Source organism: Candidatus Methylacidiphilum fumarolicum, assembly GCF_949774925.1.
Taxonomy (GTDB): Bacteria; Verrucomicrobiota; Verrucomicrobiia; order Methylacidiphilales; family Methylacidiphilaceae; genus Methylacidiphilum; species Methylacidiphilum fumarolicum.
On the sequence record NZ_OX458932.1, the window covers coordinates 2285213 to 2309605 of the forward strand.

16 protein-coding genes and 1 tRNA gene are annotated in these 24393 nt (G+C 41.8%); 8 read left to right on the forward strand and 9 right to left on the reverse strand.

Features of this window, described 5'->3' with window-relative positions; translation table 11 throughout:
* The first annotated feature begins 12 nt into the window (after positions 1–12).
* The 6 genes from QOL44_RS10365 (at position 13) to QOL44_RS10390 (ending at position 10061) form a co-directional block, all read left to right on the forward strand.
* On the forward strand, positions 13–1632 hold the full coding sequence (locus QOL44_RS10365; RefSeq protein ID WP_009061597.1) for an alpha-keto acid decarboxylase family protein: 1620 nt from the start codon (positions 13–15) through the stop codon (positions 1630–1632).
* A gap of 54 nt (positions 1633–1686) precedes the next feature.
* Positions 1687–2367, forward strand: coding sequence for a response regulator transcription factor (locus tag QOL44_RS10370; RefSeq protein WP_009061599.1), 681 nt, complete (start codon positions 1687–1689; stop codon positions 2365–2367).
* 1 nt (position 2368) lies between these two features.
* Positions 2369–3340: a sensor histidine kinase gene (locus QOL44_RS10375; RefSeq protein ID WP_009061601.1), complete on the forward strand. Its 972-nt coding sequence runs from the start codon at positions 2369–2371 to the stop codon at positions 3338–3340.
* A 304-nt stretch (positions 3341–3644) separates the two neighbouring features.
* Entirely contained in the window at positions 3645–4346 is a 702-nt protein-coding gene (locus tag QOL44_RS10380) for an energy transducer TonB (RefSeq protein ID WP_009061603.1), read from the forward strand.
* A gap of 177 nt (positions 4347–4523) precedes the next feature.
* Positions 4524–7286, forward strand: a complete 2763-nt coding sequence (locus QOL44_RS10385; RefSeq protein ID WP_009061605.1) for a TonB-dependent receptor — start codon at positions 4524–4526, stop codon at positions 7284–7286.
* Positions 7287–7376: 90 nt separating this feature from the next.
* Positions 7377–10061, forward strand: coding sequence for a TonB-dependent receptor (locus tag QOL44_RS10390; protein ID WP_283401182.1), 2685 nt, complete (start codon positions 7377–7379; stop codon positions 10059–10061).
* On the opposite strand, the gene hpnE is transcribed toward QOL44_RS10390, so the two are convergent.
* Positions 10058–12310, reverse strand: a complete 2253-nt coding sequence (gene hpnE, locus QOL44_RS10395; protein ID WP_009061612.1) for a hydroxysqualene dehydroxylase HpnE — start codon at positions 12308–12310, stop codon at positions 10058–10060. The genes QOL44_RS10390 and hpnE overlap by 4 nt on opposite strands.
* A gap of 586 nt (positions 12311–12896) precedes the next feature.
* On the opposite strand from hpnE, the gene QOL44_RS10400 reads away from it, so the two are divergent.
* Positions 12897–13874: a deoxyhypusine synthase family protein gene (locus QOL44_RS10400; protein WP_009061614.1), complete on the forward strand. Its 978-nt coding sequence runs from the start codon at positions 12897–12899 to the stop codon at positions 13872–13874.
* A 420-nt stretch (positions 13875–14294) separates the two neighbouring features.
* Here QOL44_RS10400 and QOL44_RS10405 read toward each other — a convergent pair whose 3' ends face one another.
* From QOL44_RS10405 to QOL44_RS10440, 8 genes are all read right to left on the reverse strand, one after another.
* Entirely contained in the window at positions 14295–16346 is a 2052-nt protein-coding gene (locus tag QOL44_RS10405) for a sodium-translocating pyrophosphatase (RefSeq protein WP_045086810.1), read from the reverse strand.
* Between the two features lie 139 nt (positions 16347–16485).
* Positions 16486–16558: transfer RNA gene (locus QOL44_RS10410), tRNA-Val, on the reverse strand.
* Positions 16559–16564: 6 nt separating this feature from the next.
* On the reverse strand, positions 16565–17989 hold the full coding sequence (locus QOL44_RS10415) for an NADH-quinone oxidoreductase subunit N (protein WP_009061618.1): 1425 nt from the start codon (positions 17987–17989) through the stop codon (positions 16565–16567).
* Positions 17990–18082: 93 nt separating this feature from the next.
* Positions 18083–19549: a complex I subunit 4 family protein gene (locus QOL44_RS10420; protein ID WP_009061620.1), complete on the reverse strand. Its 1467-nt coding sequence runs from the start codon at positions 19547–19549 to the stop codon at positions 18083–18085.
* A gap of 137 nt (positions 19550–19686) precedes the next feature.
* Positions 19687–21492: an NADH-quinone oxidoreductase subunit L gene (gene nuoL / locus QOL44_RS10425; RefSeq protein ID WP_009061621.1), complete on the reverse strand. Its 1806-nt coding sequence runs from the start codon at positions 21490–21492 to the stop codon at positions 19687–19689.
* A 17-nt stretch (positions 21493–21509) separates the two neighbouring features.
* Positions 21510–21815, reverse strand: a complete 306-nt coding sequence (gene nuoK / locus QOL44_RS10430; protein WP_009061622.1) for an NADH-quinone oxidoreductase subunit NuoK — start codon at positions 21813–21815, stop codon at positions 21510–21512.
* A 147-nt stretch (positions 21816–21962) separates the two neighbouring features.
* Positions 21963–22460: an NADH-quinone oxidoreductase subunit J gene (locus QOL44_RS10435; RefSeq protein ID WP_009061623.1), complete on the reverse strand. Its 498-nt coding sequence runs from the start codon at positions 22458–22460 to the stop codon at positions 21963–21965.
* Between the two features lie 107 nt (positions 22461–22567).
* Complete coding sequence (locus QOL44_RS10440; RefSeq protein WP_009061624.1) at positions 22568–23086, reverse strand: NuoI/complex I 23 kDa subunit family protein; 519 nt, start codon at positions 23084–23086, stop codon at positions 22568–22570.
* 1069 nt (positions 23087–24155) lie between these two features.
* Between QOL44_RS10440 and QOL44_RS10445 the strand changes: the two genes are divergently transcribed.
* Positions 24156–24356, forward strand: a complete 201-nt coding sequence (locus QOL44_RS10445) for a hypothetical protein (RefSeq protein ID WP_153300120.1) — start codon at positions 24156–24158, stop codon at positions 24354–24356.
* Positions 24357–24393 lie beyond the last annotated feature (37 nt).

Below are 24393 nucleotides of genomic sequence, written 5' to 3' on the forward strand. Positions count from 1 at the left end.
TAAAACATAAGCATGACAACTACCCAATATCTCGCTCGACAACTTCTGGCCCACAAGGTCCAACATGTATTTGGGGTGCCTGGAGACTATTCGCTAAAAATTCTTGATACATTTATCAAAGAAGGTCTACAGATCATTAATACTTGTGATGAACAAGGAGCTGGTTTTGCTGCGGACGCTTACGCTAGACTCAATGGGCTAAGCGCTGTTTGCATCACTTACTGTGTAGGAGGGCTCAAAGTCACCAATCCAATAGCAGAAGCATATGCGGAAAAATCGCCCGTGCTTGTCATCAGCGGAGCCCCAGGCATAAGTGAAAGGAAAAAAGATCCCCTCCTCCATCATAAGGTAAAAGATTTCAACACCCAGTTGAAGGTTTTTGAAGCGTTGACTGTGTTTGCAGCCATTTTAGAAAATCCTCGGGACATTGGTGAGCAGATCCTAAGAGCCATTCAGCTGGCACTTCAATACAAAAGACCCGCCTACTTAGAAATTCCTAGAGATATGGCAAGCGCTGAAATAGCTATTCCAGACGAAATATCTTTTTCGGGAGATACTCATTCCGATCTAAAGGCTTTGGAGGAAGCTCTAACGGAAGCAAAGCAAATGATAGAAGCTGCCGCCCAGCCGCTAATTCTAGCAGATGTTGAAATTCAGAGATTTGGTCTGCAAAAGGAGCTCGAGCAGCTAACCAATACAACTGGCATTCCCGTAAGCGCCACCCTATTAGGCAAATCAGTTATAGCTGAAACCCATCCTCATTATATCGGCGTTTATGAAGGAGCCACAGGAAGCGAAGAAGTGTGCGCTTTTTTTGAAAAAAGCGACTGTCTGATCCTCCTGGGAGTGTTCATGACCGATATTACTTTAGGCTCAACACGATCGGTGTTAGATATGGGCAAATGTATCTATGCGACAAGCGAAAAACTAATGATCCGTCACCATACCTTTGAAGATGTTCGCTTTGAAGACTTCGTCCGAGGCCTTTTGTCTTTAAACATTCGAAAAACACTCCCTCAGCATCTGCCCCATCCTTCCATCTCTTCCATCGATCAGATCGATGAAAATCAAAGAGTATCAGTCAACTCTTTTTTTACAATCGTCAACGCATTTTTATCTTCTCAAACTGTTGTCATTGCTGATGTTGGCGAGTCGCTTTTTGGTTCCATAGATCTGGTTATCCATGAAAGCACTGAATTCATCAGTCCCGCCTACTATGCTTCTGTTGGATTTTCTATTCCTGCTGCTATAGGAGCAGCATTAGCAAAGCCTCATCTTATTCCTTTTGTCATCTGTGGTGATGGTGCTTTTCAAATGACAGGCATTGAGCTTTCTACTACCTGCCGATATAAGCTCCATCCCATTATCCTGTTGTTGAACAATAGTGGATATTCTACTGAACGGATTTTTCTAGATGGACCCTTCAACGACTTAGTGAATTGGAATTATAGCAAAATTACTGAGTTGTTGGGCTGTGGAAGATCTTGCGTGGTAAAAACAAATAGAGAACTGAAAAAGGCTATTGAAAGAGCCATTGTAAACAGAGATTCCTTCTGGCTTATAGAAGTTGTTATCGATGCCGCTGATCGCTCTATGGCTTTACGAAGAATGGCGCAGCGCATTATGCCCTAAGCAAGAAAAGGTTGGCTGAAATTTTGGCTTTTTTGAAGCATATTTCTATCTAGGATGAAGATATTGATTGTGGAAGATGATCAAAAAGTCCGTAAGCATGTCAAAGGGGCTTTGCAAGCTGAAGGTTATAGCGTTGAGGAATGTGAAGATGGGGAAGAGGCCCAATGGCTTTTAGAAAATTACTCTTATGATTTAGCAATCCTTGATTTAATGTTGCCGGTAAAGGATGGCATTGGCATTGTGAAGCAGATTCGTCGAAAAGGGATCTCTATTCCCATTCTTTTTTTATCTGGCAGATCTGAAGTTAGCGACCGCGTCCATGGTTTGGATGCGGGGGCAGATGATTATTTAATCAAACCTTTTTCAACGATAGAACTGCTTGCCAGGGTTCGGGCTCTTTTGCGCAGACGTTCTCCTATTACTCCTTCGGTCCTCAAATTCGAAGATCTGGAAATGGATCTTACCCGTAGAACGGTTTCTCGTGCTGGCCATAGCATCGAACTGACTAATAGAGAGTTTGAGCTCTTACGGCTTTTACTCGAATCAGCTCCAAACCCTGTGAATAAAGCCATCATCACCGAAAAAATTTGGGATAGATGTTTTGATTCAGAAACTGCTTTAGTGAATGTCCATATCAATCATTTAAGGCAAAAAATTCATTTGCCAGGCTTGCCTCCCCTGCTCCATACGATTAGAGGAGTTGGTTTTACTTTAAAACATCCAACCGACAAATGAAATGGTAAGACGCTGGCATCTTTTCACTGTTATTTTTTCTTTCATTTTTCTTTTCTTATCTGCTATTTTCCATTGGATCGCTGCCGCAAAAGAAGCCCAGTTTCTCCAATCTAAAGAACATCGAAGAGAATTAGTCCGCTGGGAAGCCTCTTATGCTTTAGCAATGGTTGTTAGTTTTGGGGTTGCAGGCTATGCTCTTGCAAAATTGTTGAGTAAACCCATTGGCCAGCTGCGTTCGGATCTCGAGCTTATTGACCCTCATAACCCATGGCAAAGAATTAAAGCCGATCGTTATCCCGAAGAATTTTTACCTCTTGTCAATGAAATCAACAAATTGCTTTCTAAAATACAAAAGGTTGTTGAAGAGTCTGGGAAAGAAGCTGCTGAACTAGTTCATGAGCTGCGGGTACCGTTGACACTTGCAAAAATCCGATTAGAAAAATCCTTGGAAAAAATGGACCCTGAAATTGCTGAAGCGATTGAGTCTGAACTGGAGCGGCTGCAACAACATATGGAAAGAGCTATCCTTTTAACTAAAGCAGAAAAAGGTCATCTGACCATCCATTGGGAAAAAATGGAACTTGAGAAAACTACAGAGATCATTATCGAAGGCTTTAGACTTCTTTGTGAAAACGAAGGCCGTCACATACATGTGGAAAAAGAAGCTGGAATCTCCATTGAAGCCGATCCATCCTATCTCAAACAGATTCTTTATAACTTAATGGCCAATGCCATGAAGCATGGCTTTGGAGACATTACTATACGAATGAAAAAAATCGGTGTGAACAGCGCCCAACTCTATGTTTTCAATAGAATTAAGCCAACAAAGACAAGGCCTGGCAATTTAGGGCTTGGGAAAAGAATTATTCAAGCACTCGTATCCGTTCATGGTAACATGACGATTCGCTACAAACAGCTAAATTCTCTCTATTGTGCTAAGCTTTCCATTTATCCAAGAATAACCAAAACCTAATCTATCTGTTGGCAACTCTTCTCAACCCTATCAAGTCCATAGTTCGTACTGACAGAATGGCTAGAAATAGCCGTTCGACAACAATGCTATGCCCCCCAAACAATTTTCCTAGATATCATTTATTTCCATTGCTAATGTTTTTAGGCTAGTCTAATATTATTTTGCTCCCTATCCTTCAACTTTAAGAAAAATTAAACTACGGTTTTCGCTAAATTAAACTTCTACAGATTAATTTGTTCTTACAGAAATTCTTCCTAAGGTCGAAGGAAAGAAAAAGAAATTAATAGTCGAAAGGGGGTGTCAAATGATAAAAGTACTTTGGAAAAATCAAAGCAAAACATACTTTACTGCAGAGCCGTCTTTAGCCCACGAAGAGCATGGATTATTTTCACATGCGATTGCAAAATGCCAAAATTTCGCCAATAAAATTCAGATAGATTCTGAAGTTTGGGGATGGATATTATCGGTTATTTTCCATGCCATTCTGCTTTTTGGGCTTGGATTATCTCTTATTCCTAAATCAAATTCGAATCCACCTGCGCTACCTCCATCCATGATAGAACTTGTCCCTTCGCCAGAACCGCAACAACCTCAGCCAAAAACCGAATCCCCACAGCAACCCATCATTCATCCTGATGACATGGTAAAGGCAGTTGTCCAAAAACCGAAGGCTCAGCCAATAAAAAAACCAGCACCCAAACCTCAACAGCCTGTTTCTCAGCGTGTCACTGCTATGGCCATGCCGGATTATCTCAAAAATCCTCCGCCTATTTATCCTGAAGAAGCCAGGAAAAAGGGAGAACAAGGAGTCGTTTATATTTGGGTGAAGATATCTCCTGCCGGTACTGTTTCCTCTCTGAGCATCTATAGGAGTTCAGGATTCCATGATCTTGACTCCGCAGCTATGGATGCTGTCAAAAGATGGAGATTTCACCCGGCAATGTCTGGGAATGTCCCTGTGGAATCTCAGGCAGTTGTCCCTGTCCAGTTCCGCTTGACTAAGTAACAGGTTTTCGGCTATTTCCCGGGCAGGAGGATTGGAATTTTAGTTCAGTAGGTTGTTTGCATAAAAAAGCTTTCAAGAGAATAACAAAGCGCAGGTAGCGGATAAAAAAAGGTTATTCTTGAAATTTATCTGTCATCTCAATGAAATGCCTTAGGCAATTTTACTTCGACCCATGTTATGGTTTATCTAAAAGAAATAAGCCCTTTTGCCCTTGGTGTTTTTTTGTTGGTCACATTCTTTTTTTCGCTCAGTGTTTTTTCTCAGCCTGCAAAAGAATTACTGCCTCCTAACACTCAAGGAGGACCTTCTGCTGAACAATCCCAACTTCCTTCGACTGGGCAGCCTTCCACAGAGCAATCTCCTCAACAAGAATCCACCGAGCCTTCTTCCGAAAATCAACCACCGACAGAAAGCGCTCACCCAGGGGAGACTTCTCAGACTCCCCCCTCTGAAACAGCTCCAACTGTTCCGCCTTCTGGGCCAGAGGCAAAGCTTCCACCTAATCTACCTATCCTTTTGCCAATAAGCGTCACAGCGCAAGAAGAATTACCCGAAGAAGAAAATGTTGTTTCTACTAATGAGGAAACAGGTGTGCTTGGACCTGCCATAAAAATCATCGACACTCCACGAACGGTGCAAGTGGTTACAAGGCAAGAAATGAATACCATTAATGCACAGTCAGTAAATGATCTAGCTGCTTTTACTCCTGGGGTTAACCCTACTCAAATGACCGGTAGCCCTGTGGCTGAACCTGTCATCCGAGGACTACCCGCCACAACCTATAGAAATGGCATGCTTGTTGGCTTTAGTCAATCCGCACAATGGGGACCGCTTATGAACATGAATGCGTACGATAATTTAGATGTCGTTACTGGACCAGTCAGCATTGTGTATGGTCCTCAGGAGCTTGCGGGAGGATTTGCCAATGAGGTGACCAAACAACCCTATTTCGACAAATTCAGAGGCAATGCCAGTTATACCGTTGGCATGTATTCAACCAATATGTGGAATATCGATCTAGGAGGTCCTGTGATAAAGGATAAGCTTGCTTATCGGTTCGATTATTTCGGTCAAGATGGCTATGCTCCTTACAATTACTATGATGGAGCTTATCTTCAAAGACAGTGTTTCTATTTGGACATTGGAGCAAAACCTTACGAAAATTTATCCATCGATTTTAATACCGAACTGGACCTGAATCATTTAAATACTGTTGCTGGCCTGAATAGGCCCACCCAATCCTTAATCGATAATGGTCTCTATCAAACTGGGACATGGGCTGGTTGGTATGGACCTCCCGGAGTCTTCCATCCTGGTCCCGGTACGGCTCCTCCTGGGGCTGGCTATGCGGTAGATTGGGGACCTTTAGTTCCGATAAGCAGAAGGACAAATCTATTTGCAAACCCAGAAAATTCAACAAATCAAACCTATTATGTCGCTCAAGCGATTGAAAATCTCAAGATTAACGACAATCTTGCTCTTGTCAATAACTCCCTTTTCGAATATTTTAGCACGCTGATCGATCAAGCCATTCCATCAACATTTTGGGCGGTACTTCCCTCTGGTTATGATTTTGATGATAGACTGGAACTAAGAGCCCAGTTTGATACCCTTCCCGGAAATAAAGAAACGGATAGCTTAAAAGAAACAGCAGAGGAATCTACTCAAGCTCATTCGCTTCTTTTGCATCATATGATAGATGCAGGCATTGAGTTTAGATATTTTTCAGACACCGAATACTCTGGAGTATGGCATTCCCCTATTAATATCTGGAATTTAACTCAACCGCTTCCATACAGTAGTTTCAGCCCAATTGTTTCTTTTGCAGCAGCTACTAGTCCTCTTTTCCAAAACCCCTATCTTACCGATATTCCTATTCCTGGATATCCGGGGATGTACTATAATGTTTTTAACTATCTCTCCACAGCTGACACCTTTTCTACTCTCTCCCCGTTCTATCAGCACCAGATCAATTTTACCGACCAATGGAGCCTTATGCTTGCTGGAAGAATGAATGCTTATTTTGTGCAGGCCTCCCCTCCTCCTGGTACCCCCGCTGAAATTTCGCAAGCTGCCCCCTCTTTTGGCCTTCCCCCCTATACCTCTACTTCCATGAACATCGTTCAACCCGAAGTAACTATTAGCCCCAGTTACAAGCCCTTCCCTTGGATGACCAGCTACTTCACCTTTTTCTACGGCCAAACCACGCTCCTCTCCCAGTTCGGCAGCTTTGCCCCAGAATTCCCCTCCGCCTATTACCACCAAAACAATTTCCTCTACGAAGTTGGCACCAAATTTAGCCTGCTCCATGATAAACTTTTCCTAGGCGTCTCCGGCTACTATCAAACAGGGTACATTCCCGCTCAGGTCATCCCCGGAGGCCCTATAGCTACCGCTCAAGTCGCTATCAAAGGCGCACAGCTAAACGCCAACTATCAGCCTAATAAAAACTTCTGGCTTAACTTCGGCTATGCCTTCATCGCCGGTCAAGAACTCTGGCAGGGACTCCCTCAAGGACCTTTAGCTTCACAACCCTATTCTAGTTCTGTTGCTAAACTCTATGGCCTGCCCGTAGATCCACTGGTCAATGAACCCCCTCTCAACTTCCCTTTCATCGGCTTCCCTCATAACTACGGCAACCTAATGGCCACTTATAAGTTCGATAACGGACTAGGCGTCTCCCTCTGGGCTTTAGCCGAAAGTGGGAATTTCATCTTTTATACCTACTCCACTCGAATCCCCTCCTGGTATACCCTCAACGCCAGAATCTTCTACAGCTCAAAACGATGGGAAGCTAGCCTTTACCTCTATAACATCACCAACGAACATTATTGGCTGCCAGGTGCCCCAGGCTTTAGTATGGCCCGTTTTATGAATTATGATTACATTGTGCCGCAGCTTCCATTTTGGATCCAAGGAAGCCTTACTATTTTTTTCTAAGCTATAATCTCAATCTTTTATCTTTCTGACATTAGAAAAAAAACAGGTTTCGTCTGAAGATGTATTGATTGGATATAATAAATGGGAATAATGATTGACTCTTACCAAAGAAAATATATTTGTTTGTTTTCTCTTTTGTTTTTCTCTTTTTTCTTTTTTGAAAACTCAAAATCCCAATCTGACCCTGTCTTGAACCATTCTAGTCCCGAAATTGATCAGTCTGAAAAATTTAAAGGCCAACAAACCACTCCATCTTCTCCATCCACTTCAACCTCTCAAACGATCCCACAAAAACAATCCTCTCTCTTGCCTCCTCTTATAGAACCTTCCTCTCCCCCCGCGATGGTGCTTGCTCCAGTTACCGTGACAGCGCAAGAAGAACTTCCTGAAGAAGAAAATATAGTCTTAACAAACAAACAATCTGAAGTTCTTGGCCCAGCAATGAAAATTATCGATATACCCAGAACGATACAATCCATTAGCCGACAGGAATTAAACACAATAAATGCGCAATCAACCAATGACCTCGCTGCCTTTATTCCAGGAGTTAATCCCTCTCAAATAACAGGTAGTCCGGCTGGAGAGCCTATTGTTAGGGGGTTGCCCGCAACTGTCTATAGAAATGGAATGCTTGTTGGTTTTAGTCAGTCTGCCCAATATGGGCCGCTTATGAATATGAATGCTTATGATAATTTGGATGTGGTTACAGGACCTGTAAGCATCGTCTTTGGCCCTCAAGAATTAGCAGGCGGATTTGCCAACGAAGTAACCAAACAACCCTATTTTGATAAATTTAGAGGCAGTGCCGATTATACAGTGGGGATGTATCAGACTAATTTTTGGAACATCGATTTAGGAGGGCCCATCCTTAGTGACAAACTTGCTTACCGGTTCGATTATTTCGGTCAGAATGGCTATGCCCCTTACAACTATTATGATGGGGCTTATCTTAATAGAGAATGCTGGTATTTAGCTTTAAGTGCAAAGCCTTATGAAAATTTATCTATCGATTTCAATACGGAATTAGATGACAACCATCTAAATACGGTTGCTGGAATTAATCGTCCAAATCAAGCACTTATTAATAATAGACTCTATCAAACAGGAAGCCTTTTAGGCTGGTATGGGCCTCCTGGAATACTTCATCCAGGTCTAGGAACAGCTCCTCCTGGAGCCGGTTATGCTGTATCTTGGGGGCCTCTGGTGGAGATTAGTCCTCGAAGCAATATTTTTGAGAACCCAGAAGATGGAGATAGACAACTCTATTATGTAGCACAATGCATAGAAACTTTAAAAATAAATGATGATCTTTCAATTGTTAACAATTCTCTTTTTGAATTTTATAATTCGTTTATTGATCAAGCGATCCCATCGGACTTTTGGGGAGTCCTCCCTTCTGGATACGATTTTGATAATCGGTTAGAATGGAGATATTCTTTTGATCTCTTGCCTAAAGGCCAAACGGAACAATCGTATTCTCAGGGAAGGCAAGAAGACCATTCTTCTTCCTCTCTTTCTTTCCACAACCAGATTGACGGGGGCATCGAATTTCGCTTTTTTTCTGACACAGAATATGCAGGCGTATGGCACCAACCAGTCAATATCTGGAATTTGACTCAACCGCTGACTTACAACAATTTCACTCCCATCGTCCCTTTTACAGCGGCCATAAGCCCAATCTACCAAAATCCTTATCTTACCGATATTCCTATTCCTGGATATCCGGGGATGTACTATAATGTTTTTAACTATCTCTCCACAGCTGACACCTTTTCTACTCTCTCCCCGTTCTATCAGCACCAGATCAATTTTACCGACCAATGGAGCCTTATGCTTGCTGGAAGAATGAATGCTTATTTTGTGCAGGCCTCCCCTCCTCCTGGTACCCCCGCTGAAATTTCGCAAGCTGCCCCCTCTTTTGGCCTTCCCCCCTATACCTCTACTTCCATGAACATCGTTCAACCCGAAGTAACTATTAGCCCCAGTTACAAGCCCTTCCCTTGGATGACCAGCTACTTCACCTTTTTCTACGGCCAAACCACGCTCCTCTCCCAGTTCGGCAGCTTTGCCCCAGAATTCCCCTCCGCCTATTACCACCAAAACAATTTCCTCTACGAAGTTGGCACCAAATTTAGCCTGCTCCATGATAAACTTTTCCTAGGCGTCTCCGGCTACTATCAAACAGGCTACATTCCCGCTCAGGTCATCCCCGGAGGCCCTATAGCTACCGCTCAAGTCGCTATCAAAGGCGCACAGCTAAACGCCAACTATCAGCCTAATAAAAACTTCTGGCTTAACTTCGGCTATGCCTTCATCGCCGGTCAAGAACTCTGGCAGGGACTCCCTCAAGGACCTTTAGCTTTGCAGCCCTATTCTAGTTCTGTTGCTAAACTCTATGGCCTGCCCGTAGATCCATTGGTCAATGAACCCCCTCTCAACTTCCCTTTCATCGGCTTCCCTCATAACTACGGCAACCTAATGGCCACTTATAAGTTCGATAACGGACTAGGCGTCTCCCTCTGGGCTTTGGCCGAAAGTGGGAATTTCATCTTTTATACCTACTCCACTCGAATCCCCTCCTGGTATACCCTCAACGCCAGAATCTTCTACAGCTCAAAACGATGGGAAGCTAGCCTCTACCTCTATAACATCACCAACGAACATTATTGGCTGCCAGGTGCCCCAGGCTTTAGTGCAGCTAGAAATTTTAATTATGATTATATTGTTCCTCAACTTCCTTTCTGGATTCAAGGGACTGTAAGAGTATATTTTTAGACCGTTTTTTCCGTACAAAAACCAGCTAAGGTCGATTTTGAAAGAGGAGTTAAAGAATCGATGAATTGTGCTGCTTTTGTGCCGCTTAGAACAGCTCCTTCTATTGTAGCAGGCAGTCCCGTATTTGTCCAATCCCCTGCAATAACAAAATTTTTCCATTCTGTCTGAACGGGTGGCCTATATTTTAAAGAAGTGGGATCAAATTTAGGGGTAGCACCTAGAGATTTAAAAAGAAAGCTACCACAAAGCTTTGATTCTATTGAGCGGGGTATTAGCCGGTTAACTTCTTTCCATATGATTTTTTCAACCTCTTTAGAATTCAAACTGAGGATATTTTTTGGAGGAGCACTAATTACTGCAACATAAGAATAAAAAGGAAAAGACAACAGTTCTTTATCCATTATAAGATTTCTTGAAAAAAGCCATTGTACTGGAGAATCTAAAAATCCTATAACAGGTTGATCCGTAAAAGGTCGATCAACCCAAAAATACAAGCTTAGAATTGGAGACTGTTCAATAGATTCACAGTTTTTTCTCAAGGACGATTCCTTCGGCAACAAACTACCCAATATATGCCACGGAAGGGCGCTCAAAAAATAGTCAACGGAATCGGATGCAAACTCTTTACCATCGACCGTTTTTATAGACTTCAAATAGTTCTCTTCAAATTCAAGAGAACAAACAGAAGTTCTAAAAAATAATTTTCCTCCACAAGCATTTATAACCCGTTCGAACTCATTAGAAAATAGCTCACTTAATCCCACGCGGCTAAAAATAAGACTGAGATCTTTTCTTTTGCCTAATATGGTTTTTTTCAGTACAGAATAAAAGAGCTCTGCTGAAGCTTTCTCTATTGACAAATTTAATGCAGCCACACAGAGGGGCTCCCAAAGGGAGCGGATTAATGCAACACTCTGCTTTTTTCTTCTTAGCCAATCGGAGACTGATTCTTCTTCAAAGGGTTTTTCACGAAGAATAATAGAGAGGAGGAAAAAAAAGGCTTTAAGCCAATCGCTAACCGAAAGCTCCGAATAACGAAGGAGAGCTACAAGCAGATGGAAAGGGGCTGGGAGATTCCCAGCCGAAAGCACTGAACTGCCTTTTTCACTAGCAAAACTAAGTTTTAGAGGATCGATCCATAATAGCTTTGAGCTGATGCCTATTTTCTCAACAAATTCTAAAGTATGGTGATAGCAACCCATCATTATATGTTGACCAGTATCTATTATTTGTTTGGTTTGAGGCTCTAGAAAGCTCCCTGCTCTTCCCCCCAATTTTGATTTTGATTCCAGCAGAATTACTTCATGACCAAGGGAGATCAACTCTAAGGCAGCAGATACCCCAGAAAAACCACCTCCAAGAATCACAACCTTTTTTGGAGGTCCCGAAGGAAGAGTTGAGTCGGTACCAAAAGCATGCTTGAATAAAACCTTAAGTATAGAAGCAAGCTTTTGAGCCTTGTTTAAGCGAATCGAATGATGAAACACATCAAACTGTTTTGTTTTTATTTTTTCTAAGATGGCTTTATAGACTGAACTCATGATCTCTGCAGCCAGTAATTTGGGCTTATCCAATGGATGAATCAGTTTGGAAGATTTGGCAAAGTAATGCTTCGCTCGAAAATATTGTAGTCTAAAAAAATCGCGGATTTTTGGGCTCCATCTCAAAGAAAGTATCTCTTCTTCAGTAATCCCATGGATTTCCAGCTCATCTAAAGGAAAATAGATTCTACCAAAAGAAGAATCTTTGGGAACATCCCGCAGGATATTTGTCAGTTGAAAAGCTGTCCCCAAAGCCAGCGCATAGTCTTTGCTAAGCGCATGGCGACAACCAAAAATCTCAATGCTTACCAAGCCTACAGCTCCCGCAACTCGATAACAATATAATGAAAGCTCGTCGAAATTTTTGTATCTTCTTTTTTCTATATCCATTTCTACCCCAAGAATAATCTCTTGAAGCATTTCCTGGGACAAATTCCATTTGTGAACGACTTGACTAAGTTCTTTGCCTAATGGGGAAGAAGGAACTGAATAATAGATTTTTTCTACCTCTTTTTTCCAAAAAAGGATCCCTTCCTTTTTTTCATGGGGAGAAAGGACTGTTGAATCGGCAATATCATCGATCACACGACAAAAGGCATAAAAGACGGTCATGGCCCATCTTTGTTCTTTAGGTAAACAAAAAAAGGAAAGAGCCAAATTTGACTTGCTCTTGGAAGTTACCGTTTGTCCGATCAATGGAGAGTTCATTCCTGAATTAATGTTCTTACTCTAAGTATTTCACTTAGAACCTTGTGCAAGTCATCCTTAAGGTAAATGGCTTTTGTGAGCCTAGCAGAAAGTTGATTGAATACCATAATTTTTCAATTCTTGCAAGAAACAGGACAAGGGATGGAGAGAAATTGCATAGCAACAGCTCATAAGGTTTCTTCTTTCTAATCCGGGAGTCCTACAGTAGATCAGACTTATTAACGGAAACATCACAGGAAAAACACAATGGAGAAAGATCGCATGATCTTTTTTAAAGCTAATCTGGAACATTCTTTCCTGCAAAGTGCACTGAAAAAGATTTTCCCTCTTTTTTTTGTTGAATAACAGGCATTGCCGGCGGATTTTCTGCTCAATATCCATATCTTGATCATTCTTTTAATTTCTATTCTTTTCTTATTTTCTAAAGAAACTCTACTAGACAGGTAGAATGGTCATTTTGAATGTATTAAAAAAGTTACTTTTCTATTCTACTTTTGGTTTTACGTTAAATTTCGATTCATTAAAATGAAAGTTCTTTCATTTGTTATAGAATCCATTTTCTCTTTCGATAGTTAGGAGTATAAATATGAAATCTCAAACAATAAAGCAGTTTATAGATCATCATTTCAGACATTTTAATGCCGCATCACTTAAAGAAGCAGCGAAAGGGTATGTGCGACATATTGAATTGGGGGGAAAGATGATGATTGCCCTTGGGGGAGCAATGAGCACTGCTGAACTAGGAATTTCTCTTGCAGAAATGATTAGACAGGATAAGGTGCATGCCATTTCATGTACAGGGGCTAATTTAGAAGAGGATATTTTCAACCTTGTGGCTCATAACTACTACCAAATGATTCCTCATTATAGAGAACTCAGTGCGGATGAAGAAGTTGCATTATATGAAAAGCATCTCAATCGTGTCACTGATACGTGCATTCCAGAAGAAGAAGCTATGCGACGGATTGAACGAGTAATCCTTGACGAATGGATAGAAGCAGACAAGCAAAAACAACGATTTTTTCCTCATGAATTTATTTGGAAAATCTTAAAATCAGGAAAGTTAAAACCTTTTTATCAAATTGATCCAAAAGATAGCTGGGTACTTGCAGCTATGGAAAAAAACCTCTTCATGGTTGTTCCTGGTTGGGAAGATTCTACCCTTGGCAATATGTATGCTGCCCATTGTCTTCAAGGCCATATTAAAGATCCTATGACAATAAAAAGTGGCATAGAGTATATGATGGAGCTTGCCCAATATTATCTTCAGACAACCAAAAACCACTCTTTAGGGTTATTTCAAATTGGAGGTGGCATTTCCGGTGATTTCCCAATCTGCGTCGTTCCCATGCTGCATCAGGATATGCAACTTCGTAATATCCCTTTATGGGGATATTTCTGCCAAATCAGCGATGCAACAACAAGCTACGGTTCCTATAGTGGTGCCTCTCCAAATGAAAAAATCACCTGGGGAAAATTAGGAAAGGATACTCCGAAATTTGTTATCGAATCCGATGCGACCATTGTAGCACCCTTGCTATTTTCTTACGTGTTAGAAAGTTAATTGTGATCAAGCGTCCCAGTAAAAGAATTGGTTCAATGTCAACCTTCCAAAATCTAATACAAACTATTGGAATTTGGCTCGATTTAAAATAGGAGCAGTCCTTTTCCTAAGGATTTCCTAAGGACTGCCTTAGATAAGGCTACAACAGGGCTGCCTGTCCGCTGTCTTATCTAACACGCTATTCTGCAGTAGTCTGCAGAATAGCGTCAGTCACTTTCTGCTTCTAATTTCCATGCCTTAGTTACTAAGAGAGGCTTTAATTTATCCCACTGTCCCTTATTTAGGGGGGGCTGGACAATATCCCATATAGAAGCTTCGATAAGAATATTTTGATAACATCTATCTACGCATCTATTTCACCCATCAGAATAAGCTTTAAGTGCCTGCTTATTGCATCTGCTCCTAAGCGCTCAGAGGTTGCTAAAGATGCCAATACTTTGCAAAAATGGGAATAATAAGAATGGCTAAAACATTCACTACTTTGATCATTGGATTAATGGCTGGACCGGCAGTATCCTTATAAGGATCGCCTACCGTATCTCCAGTTACTGCCGCTGCATGCGCTTCTGATCCTTTCCCTCCGAAGTTCCCTTCTTCTATCCATTTTTTCGCATTGTCCCAAGCTGCTCCTCCCGAGGTCATTGAAATAGCAACAAACAAACCAGTAACAATAGTGCCTATAAGTGCTCCCCCTAATACCACAGGACCAAGCCCAGGAACAATTGCTATTCCCAGCACAGCCAATAGGGGCAAGATTGCAGGAAAAATCATTTCTTTTAATGCCGCTTTTGTCACAATATCAACACATCGCCCATATTGAGGCCTATCGACTCCTTTTAATATACCAGGGATTTCTCTAATCTGACGTCGAACTTCTTGAACGACGCTCCCTGCCGCCCTCCCTACCGCGGACATGCTTCTAGCAGCAAAAAGATAAGGAAGAAGCCCTCCAATAAAAAGGCCTATAATCACTTTGGGATCTTGTAGCTTAAACTGAAGTTCTTGCGCAATAGTTGCAGAGCTGAAATGCTTGAGTTCTTCTACGTAAGAGCCAAAAAGGACTAAAGCTGCTAAGCCTGCTGAACCAATAGCATAGCCTTTCGTTACTGCTTTCATCGTATTTCCAACAGCATCTAACTCATCGGTTATCTGCCTCACCGATTTCGGCAATTGGCTCATTTCTACAATGCCTCCCGCATTATCTGTAATCGGACCGAAAGCATCTAATGATATTACAATACCAGCCATACTGAGCATGCAGCGAACGGCAATAGCAACCCCATACAAACCTCCAAGCCAATAGGTTAACATAACTGCAGCTCCAATAAAAAGCACGGGCAAAGCTGTCGCTTCCATTCCCGTAGCCAACCCTGCAATGATATTTGTAGCATGTCCTGTTTGTGAAGCATGAGCAATAATCTGTACAGGTTTGCGTGTTGTTGCCGTATAGTAATCGGTTATGAGGAATATGGCAGCAGTCATCAACACACCAACAACCGAACAAGCAAAAATGTTCAGCCAATTAGAAGGGAAAAGGTAATAGGAGAGGGGTAAGAAAAGGGCTGAAGACACCACGCCATTGACCATAACACCGTTAAGAAGCGCTTTTGCTGGAGGAGCCTTCGAGATGCTTACATAAAAAATCCCAGAAAGAGCCCCCAAAATTGTAACCATACCAACTAAGAATGGATAAGCGGTCGCAGCAGGATCTCCGCCTAAAACAACGACGGCAACAAGTACTGCTCCGATAAGACTCACCACATAGGTTTCAAAAACATCCGCGGCCATTCCTGCACAATCTCCTACATTATCACCGACATTATCAGCAATGGTTGCAGGATTCCGAGGGTCATCTTCGTTAAGGTTTTGTTCTATTTTCCCTGTCAAATCCGCACCAACGTCAGCGGCCTTGGTATAAATCCCTCCTCCCAACCGAGCGAAAACACTGATCAGGCTTGCTCCAAGGGCAAGACCAACAAGGGAAGAAGAAGTTTCTGAGACTCCCTGATAATGTAATGAGAGAGCATAAAAGAGACCGACAGAAAAAAGAGCCAGTCCAACGACAAGCAATCCGGTCACCGAGCCACCAAGGAAAGACACATGCAACGCTTTATCTTTACTCTGTGTAGCGGCTTGAGCTGTTCTAACATTTGCCTGAACAGCCACACGCATCCCTATAAGTCCTGCAAGATATGAACAAAACGAGCCCAACAAAAACCCCGAAGCTGTCCACCAATTTTTAAAAAGCCCAATCAGCAGAAAAAGCACTGCCGCAATCCCAAGGATGGTAACAAGCTGTCTGTTAAGATAAGCCTTTGCTCCCTCTTCGATAGCTCCGGCAATCATCCTCATCCTGTCATTTCCACTGTCTAGGGATCGAATTCGAAAAGCGAGAATGATTGCCACTAATATGCCAATCAAGCTAAAACCGATAGAAATTCCGATGGATGAATTGATTAAAAATGTTTGCATAATTTGGACCGAAATTGTAGTTAATGCTGCCCACGAATCAAGTTCAACAACAAACATGTTTTACCAACTGAAGCTGAATAAGCCTAGCAATGTGGGCTCATTTTCGTTTCTACTATAAAAATTCAGTTCATAATCTTCATGGGCAGTGAGGGAATCGAACCCCCGACCCTCTCGGTGTAAACGAGATGCTCTACCGCCTGAGCTAACTGCCCTAAAACTTATGACAAAACGGCTCCGACTAATTTGATAACTGGTTCGGCATAAAATCCAAGTAAAATGGATCCAATGCTTAATATCCAAAGCAAAACTTTCGTGGCTGGGCTTAACACAATCCTTTGAACCGTTTCTGGTTCAGCCCAAAACATAGCTCGCACCACCCCTATATAATAATATAAGCCAGCCGCAGCGCAGAGCGCACCAATAATCACTAGCAGATGCTGCCCACTTTCCCAAGCCGCAAGAAACACCATCAGTTTGCCAAAAAAACCCATTAAAGGGGGCAGCCCTGCTAAGGAAATCATAGCAAAGGCCATAGACCAGGCTAAAAGCCCGTTTTTATGATAAAGTCCATTGAAATCCTTAATGGAAACCCCACTGGGTTGATTCTTTTCAAGGAGAATAACCACAAGAAAAGCAGCAAAAATAGCGACAAGGTAAGCAAAAAAATAATAAATGACAGCTGCGCATCCAATTGTATTATGTGCAGATAGCCCCATAAGCAAAAAACCCCCATGACTAATACTCGAATAGCCAAGCATCCTTTTTATATTTCTTTGTGGAATAGCTGCCAGATTACCTAAAATAACGGAGAGGAGGGCCATTAGAACAATTAAGGGAATCCAATGCTTCTGAAAACTTTGATCATAAAAAGGAAGGTTTAATACTCTTAGCAGAACAACAAATCCAGCAGCTTTGGATCCAACCGCCAAATATGAGGTGATCGGTGTAGAAGCTCCTTGATAGACATCAGGGGTCCAAACATGAAAGGGCACAGCTGAAGCTTTAAACCCAAGACCAACCAGAACAAATATAAGACCAAGGACTAAAGGAGCACTCACTGGGTTGTTTTGAGCAAAACGTGCTACTTCATCAAATTGGGTTGAACCTGTGATTCCAAAAACAAAGGCTATACCCATCACAAGAAAAGAAGAAGCCAAAGCTCCTATGACCAAATATTTTACCCCTGCCTCCAAAGCCGAAGGAAATTCTTTTTGAAAAGCTACCAATACATAGAAAGAAACGGTGACAATTTCAAGCCCAACAAACAGAAGAATAAAATCCCTAACTGAGGCTAACAGAGCCATACCAGCAGTAGTTAATAAGGGCAAAGTATAAAATTCTGCTCTCCCTTTCGTTATAAGACTATTGCTTTCCAAACTTAGATAGGTAACAAGAAATCCAGTTATCAAAAAAAATACTTTCCACAGAACTGCCATTTTATCCCAGACATACAGTCCATTCCAATAAATACCCTGATTATCAACAAAAGGCAGCAGCAGAACTCCTGAGATCAGATAAGAAGCCAAGACAAGAATGCCCACACTCTTATAATTTGGTTTTGCTATGGCTTGCCACAAAAGCAGAAACAAAGCAGACAGGGTAAGGAAACATTCGGGACTACAAAGAACAAATAACGCATTCATCGTAGATAATCCAGACTAATAACTTGTTAATTTCTTTAGAAAAAAGGATTTGCTTTCTGTTTTTACCAAAAATTTCATTGTGTTCTATCGAAATCAATTTGCAGAGAAATAGTGTTCTACGGTCGGCTTAATAATTGAAAGAAGAGAACTTGGCATCATGCCAATAATGAGAAGAGAAGCCATAAGCAAAAGATAAGGGAACTTCTTGGCTACTCCTTGAAGATCTTCCACATCTTTCAAATGGGCAGGGAGTTTGCCAAAAAAAACTGATTGAACGGCTCGAAGTTGATAGACAGCCGATATGACAATTCCCCAAATTGCCAAAGCAGTAATCCACGGCTGGGCCTGCCATGACCCAAAAAAGATCAGTAGCTCCCCTGTAAAATTCGCCAATCCAGGAACCCCAATGGAAGCAAAAGAAGCTAAAACAAAAGCCACAGAAATAAATGGCATTCTTTGGCCTAGCCCGCCAAGTTCACTAAACTTTATTTCACCAGTTCTATCCTTAATTTCTCCAGCCAGAGCAAAAAGCAAGGCGATCGAAAGACCATGAGCTACCATAAGAACCACTACCCCACTGATTCCAATTTTATTCCAGCTTGCAAGCCCCAAAAAGATATACCCCATATGCATAACACTAGAATAGCCCAACATCGTGGTTAGCTCTTTTTGAACAATCGTCACATACCCTATGTAGAGAATGTTACCAAGCAAAAGAATATACAACCAGCTTTTCCAATGTTCCAACCCTCCAGGAAGCAGTGGAATAGCCACTCTTAACAACCCATAAAGCCCAAATTTTTTTAGTACTCCAGCATGGAGCATTGCTGCGGGAGTTGGAGCTACGGCATAACCGGCTGGCGCCCAAGTATAAAAAGGAAATAGAGAAACCAATGTGCCAAAGCCAACAAGTAAAAAAGCAAAAGGAACAGCCTCTTTGTTTATAGGCAAAGGATGAGCTTTTGCATAGTCAATGAGCATAGGGATATCAAAAGTCCTCGCTTCTTGTGGGAGCAATACAAGCAAAGCAAGAATGCCAACAAGGAGAACCAAGCTACCCACCATTAAATAAAGAGTAATTTGAAGACTCACAAACTGCCTGTTTTCAGATCCCCAAATTCCAATCAAAAGAAATGTTGGAATAAGGGCAAACTCATGAAAGATATAAAAAAAGAATAGATCTAAAGAAACGAAGGCGCCAATTGCTCCAAGAGAAATAGCAAGAAGATAGCTATAAAATTCCGACTCTCTTTTAATCCCTTCAGGAGAAACAATAATGGCAGCCAGTGTCACAATAGTTGTTAAAAGAATAAGAGGCAGATTCATGCCATCTACCCCTACATGGTAGTGGATTTCAGGAAGCCCTGGGAGCTGTATCCAACGGATATCTTGAACGAATTGAAAGCCTTGAATCTTGGGATCATACTGGAAATAAATCCACAAACTGACGAGCAAATTTAGCAAACTAGCTCCTAATGCAGCTTGACGAGCTGGTACTCTAAGAATTATAGCAATAAAAGCCAATAAGGGTACAAAAAGAAGAACGCTTACAAATGACATGCTAACCTCTTTCCATCATCTCGTTTACAAAACAAAAATATTTTCCATATCTGTGTGGTTCCTATTATTTCCATTTCAAAACCACCACCAACTTTCTTTTTCCTACCTTGCTCATCCCACAATTTAGCTACCAAGGCTTAACTTCTGATTAGAAAAAAGACTAATATGGCTGCAGCTCCAGCGCCAAAAATAAAAGCATAACTGCGGATATTGCCGGTTTGAAAAACCCTTAAAAGTTCTCCTCCAACACTTACCAAAAAAGCCGAGCCTCTAACAATCCCAAAGCCAATGATCCATTCATCCAGCCATGCAAAAATTCCCGCTAGAAGTTGTTGGAGTTTCAGTAGAGTCAAATCATACAGTTCGTCAAAATAAAACTTATTTTTAAACAATGGGAAGATGACGATTTCTTTTTGTTTCTTCCAATAAGCAAAAGCTCCTATCCCCACACCAGTAAGCCCCACAAGTACTGACAAAATCATCACATTGAGTTTCGCTGCCTCCGACATAGCTTCATGGGCAGTCCCAAGGGCTTTCTCAATCCCTACCACAGAATATCCCCCAACCAAAGCAAAGAAAGAAAGAACGATCATCGGCAACCCCATAACAGAAGGTGACTCATGGGCATGTTCAGCAACTTCCGACTTAGGAGTGCCCAAAAAAGTAACGACAAACAACCTTGTCATATAAAAAGCGGTAAGCCCAGCCGTAAACAAACCAAGCCAAAAGAGCATTTTGTTTTTTTCACCAACCATCTCAAGGATCGTATCTTTGCTAAAAAAGCCAGAAAAACCAGGAATGCCTGCGAGTGCACAGGTCCCAATAAGAAAGGTAACAAAGGTCACCGGCATTTTTTTCCATAATCCACCCATCTTCCAAATGTCCTGCTCATGATGCAAAACATGCAAGATAGATCCGGCACCGAGGAATAAAAGGGCCTTAAAAAAAGCATGTGTACAAAGATGGAACATAGCAGCTATAGTCGCAGAAGAACCTACGGCCATGACCATATAGCCTAGCTGTGACATGGTAGAATAAGCTAAAATTCTCTTTATGTCATCTTGCTGCGTAGCAGTTAGCGCAGCCACCAGAGCCGTAATCCCTCCTGTCCATGCAATAACTTCTAGCGCCTGTTCCGATTGTTCTAACACAAAGAAAATCCTACAAAGCATATAGACACCTGCAGCAACCATAGTTGCCGCATGGATTAAGGCAGAAACAGGCGTAGGGCCTTCCATAGCATCTGGAAGCCACACATGAAGAGGAATCTGAGCTGACTTGCCGACGCAACCACAAAAAAGCAAAAGTCCCATTATTGTCACTAAGGGATGTCCCTTGAAATAGGAAGAAAGGGAAGGATCAAACATCAAGCTACCTGTGAAGGTCCAAAACATGATAATGCCTAACAGAAAGCCAAAATCCCCTATTCGGTTAGCTAGAAAAGCCTTGGTAGCCGCAGAAGCTGCAGAAGGTTTTTCAAACCAAAAACCAATTAAAAGATAGGAACTGACTCCAACAAGCTCCCAAAATATATACATCATGATAAAGTTGGTTGCCACAACGATACCAAGCATCGAGAGCATAAAAAGAGAAAGTTCAGCAAAAAAACGACTTCTGCCGGGATCTTCTCCCATGTAGCCCATCGAATAAATATGAATCATGAGCCCAACTCCAGTTACGACTAGTAGCATGACTTTCGAAAGTGAATCGAAAACCATCCCTAGCTGAATAGTAAGTCCACCAATGTCTATCCAATTTATGGCTACCGGTTCATGAATCGAACCCAGAGCAACTCCTATGGCAATAAGAAAACTAATTGCACAAGCCCCCACAGAAACTATCTGACTTAAAAAAGGGAAAGGCTTTAAAAACGCCCATATCATAAAAGCTGATAACAATGGAGAAAGTAATAAGACCCAAGCTAATAACGAGGAGGTATTCATTTTTTCCAATAGGACTTCTAAAACTTCAACAAAGTGATATCTTCGGCTTTAGTAGAATGTTTGACACGAAAGAGGGCAACAATTAAGGCAAGGCCTACAGCAACTTCAGCAGCGGCTACCGTAATCACAAAAAAAACCAGCACTTGTCCTGAAAGATTAGAATTATATCGACTAAAAGCAACAAGAGCTAGATTTGCAGCATTTAGCATGATCTCCAAACACATATAGATAATAATCATATCCCTCCTTAAGATTATCCCTGCAATGCCAATCGCAAAAAGGATACCGCTAGCCGTCAAATAATGAGTTAAACCTATTTGCATCTTCTTTTCTATCCCACTATGGTTAATGAACTAATCGTAATAAAAAAACAAACGACCTTCTTAAATGTTTTCGTATCCTATCATTAGCTTTTCTGTAATACCTCTTGCAGCCGATTGATTCTATCACAAAGAGAGTTTTTTCTCATTTCAATCCAAGTCTTTTTTGCTCAAAATGATCACTCCAATCATTGAAATCAAAAGCAGAACTCCAACAGCTTCAAAGGCCAGAGCATAGTTGCCAAAAAGTAGTTCTCCCAAGGCCTTTATACTGCTGTTTTGAATCACTTTGTCCGTTTTGCCTACTAAAGAAGTTATATTCTTTCCAGCCAGAAAAAACCCAATCCCAAGCAATAAGACAGTCAGGAGCCCTCCAACAATACCCAGCATCCTAAAGTTAGCTAGTTGTTCAGCTTTTAAGTCTAAAAGCATGATAATAAACAAAAAGAGCACCATGACAGCTCCAGCATAAACCAACACTTGTACGGCTGCCAAAAAATAAGCACCGAGCAGCACAAAAAGCCCAGCAATACAGATAATCATTAAGACAAGGTTCATGGCGGATGCCACAGGATTTTTGTTGGCAATGACTCCAATCCCACTGCCAATCATTGTAAGAACAAAGGTCCAAAAAAAGAAATTCTCCATGATCAAGTTCGATAATAAAAAGGATTGAAAATCCTAAAAACTAAAAAATAAAAATCAACTAAAAAACACTTCGGCTGATTCCAAAAGAAAAGCCCCATAATATTTTTTCATTTTTTCTCCCATTTTTTAATGGGTCGAGCATAAATGCCTCCTAGCTCATACAATGTCTTTTTGTCGTGGATAAGCTCTTTTCTGCTATAACCAGATAAAGAATAGATTTTAGGAAGCAGAAAAATAGCTTCTTCTGGACAGACCTCTTCACACAGTCCGCAATAAATACATCTAGTCATGTCTATAAAAAATTCTTTAGGTGCTTTTTCTACCTTTGCATATTTATCTTCGAGTGGGATTTCTCCTGGGATGATTCGAATAGCTCTTGGAGGACAGATAAATTCACAAAATTGACAGCTTACGCATTTTTCTCTCCCCTCTTCATCTTTTACTAACAGCGGAGCTCCCCTTAATCCCTCAGGAAGCTGCGGTTTTTCTTCAGGATATTCAAGAGTGATTTTTGTCTTTCCCCTTACTCTATCCCAAAAATGTTTTAAAGTAATTCCTAAACCTTGAAGAATACCAGGTAAATAGGTTTTTTCGATAAAACTAAGTGTTGGTCTTTTAACAATCATGATGCAATATATACAAGATAACACTACTTAATAACAAATAATCGACCCCTCACATCATTTTTTTTTAACAAAGAATATTGTTAAAATGTATCATTCTCAATCAAAATATTCAGGGTCATTCTCAACCAGATAAATCGGGTGAGCTTCTAACTAATATACACGACACGGCTTGTTGGCATCCCCTTTAGGGACCCGTCGACGAACCAACGGCAACGGTGCTTGAGGCCATGCTTCAGCTAGATAACTTTGGCCCGTGTCCAGGTTACTACTACTTTCCAGCTGCCGATTATTCATCCCGGCAGCCTACCCTCTCAGAGCGGTGGGTCACAAATACGTGATGCGTGTTGGATACGCCACCACCTGGCCAGTGGGTGAATATTAACGCCACCTCCCACCTTTCGTGCATCACCAATTTCGTCCATTCGGCTTATGGTGCCAGCCGTTTCCAGACACCAGCTAGACATTCTGCGCTCATCACCGGTGAAGACACGATGCGGACTTGATCTTGCTCCTATATTGAATGTCACATATTATATATACATTGTGGAATGTCAAGACATATAGCCGAAATACTTAAGTGGGGCACTTTCACCCCAATTACCTAAATGAAATGGGTATTCTAGCGCCGATTTTTTAATTTTCTTTTCTTAAGTTTAATATTTAAATTTTTTTTTCATCCTTAGCTAGAAGGATGATCGTGTAGCTAAACATGTCAACAACCCCTCTCTCAACGAAAGATACTTGTCGGCAACTACAAATCAGGTTGACCAGCGTAAGTTGCGGAGCAGTGGCAATGCAAACGTGAGTGATAGGCAAGACAAGACCCACTCCAGGGTGCTTCCTTAGTCCCGGACCCTGGAAGGAGGGGATCATGCAGGCAAAAGGCAAAGCACCGAAGGGAACCTTCTCCTACATACGCGGATAACCAGTCGCGCACATTCCCAAGGGGATCAAGTAGGGAACACCTACTCAGCTCCATTACTGGCAAAAGCCGGCAAAGGGAGCGAAAGCTCACAAGTTTTCATGTTGGACACAAGAAAGCGGCCTCTGGTGGGCTCTCTTCCATCGCTTGAAAGAGACGAGGCTGCCGATCAAGCCTGGAAGGGTCGGAAGAACGAAGTGGAATCGCAGCAGGCTCTCGATTCCGAAGGCTCACTGTCTTGAGGCGGCAGGCGTTGAGGAGGTTGAATCCATCGAAGGATGGAACCGGGGGCTTTTGGAGATCAAGGCGTCAGGACAAGGAAGCTATCAATGCAGCCGGCACGACTAGTATGGTCTCTCCAGAGGCTATCTCGTGCAGCGGAAGG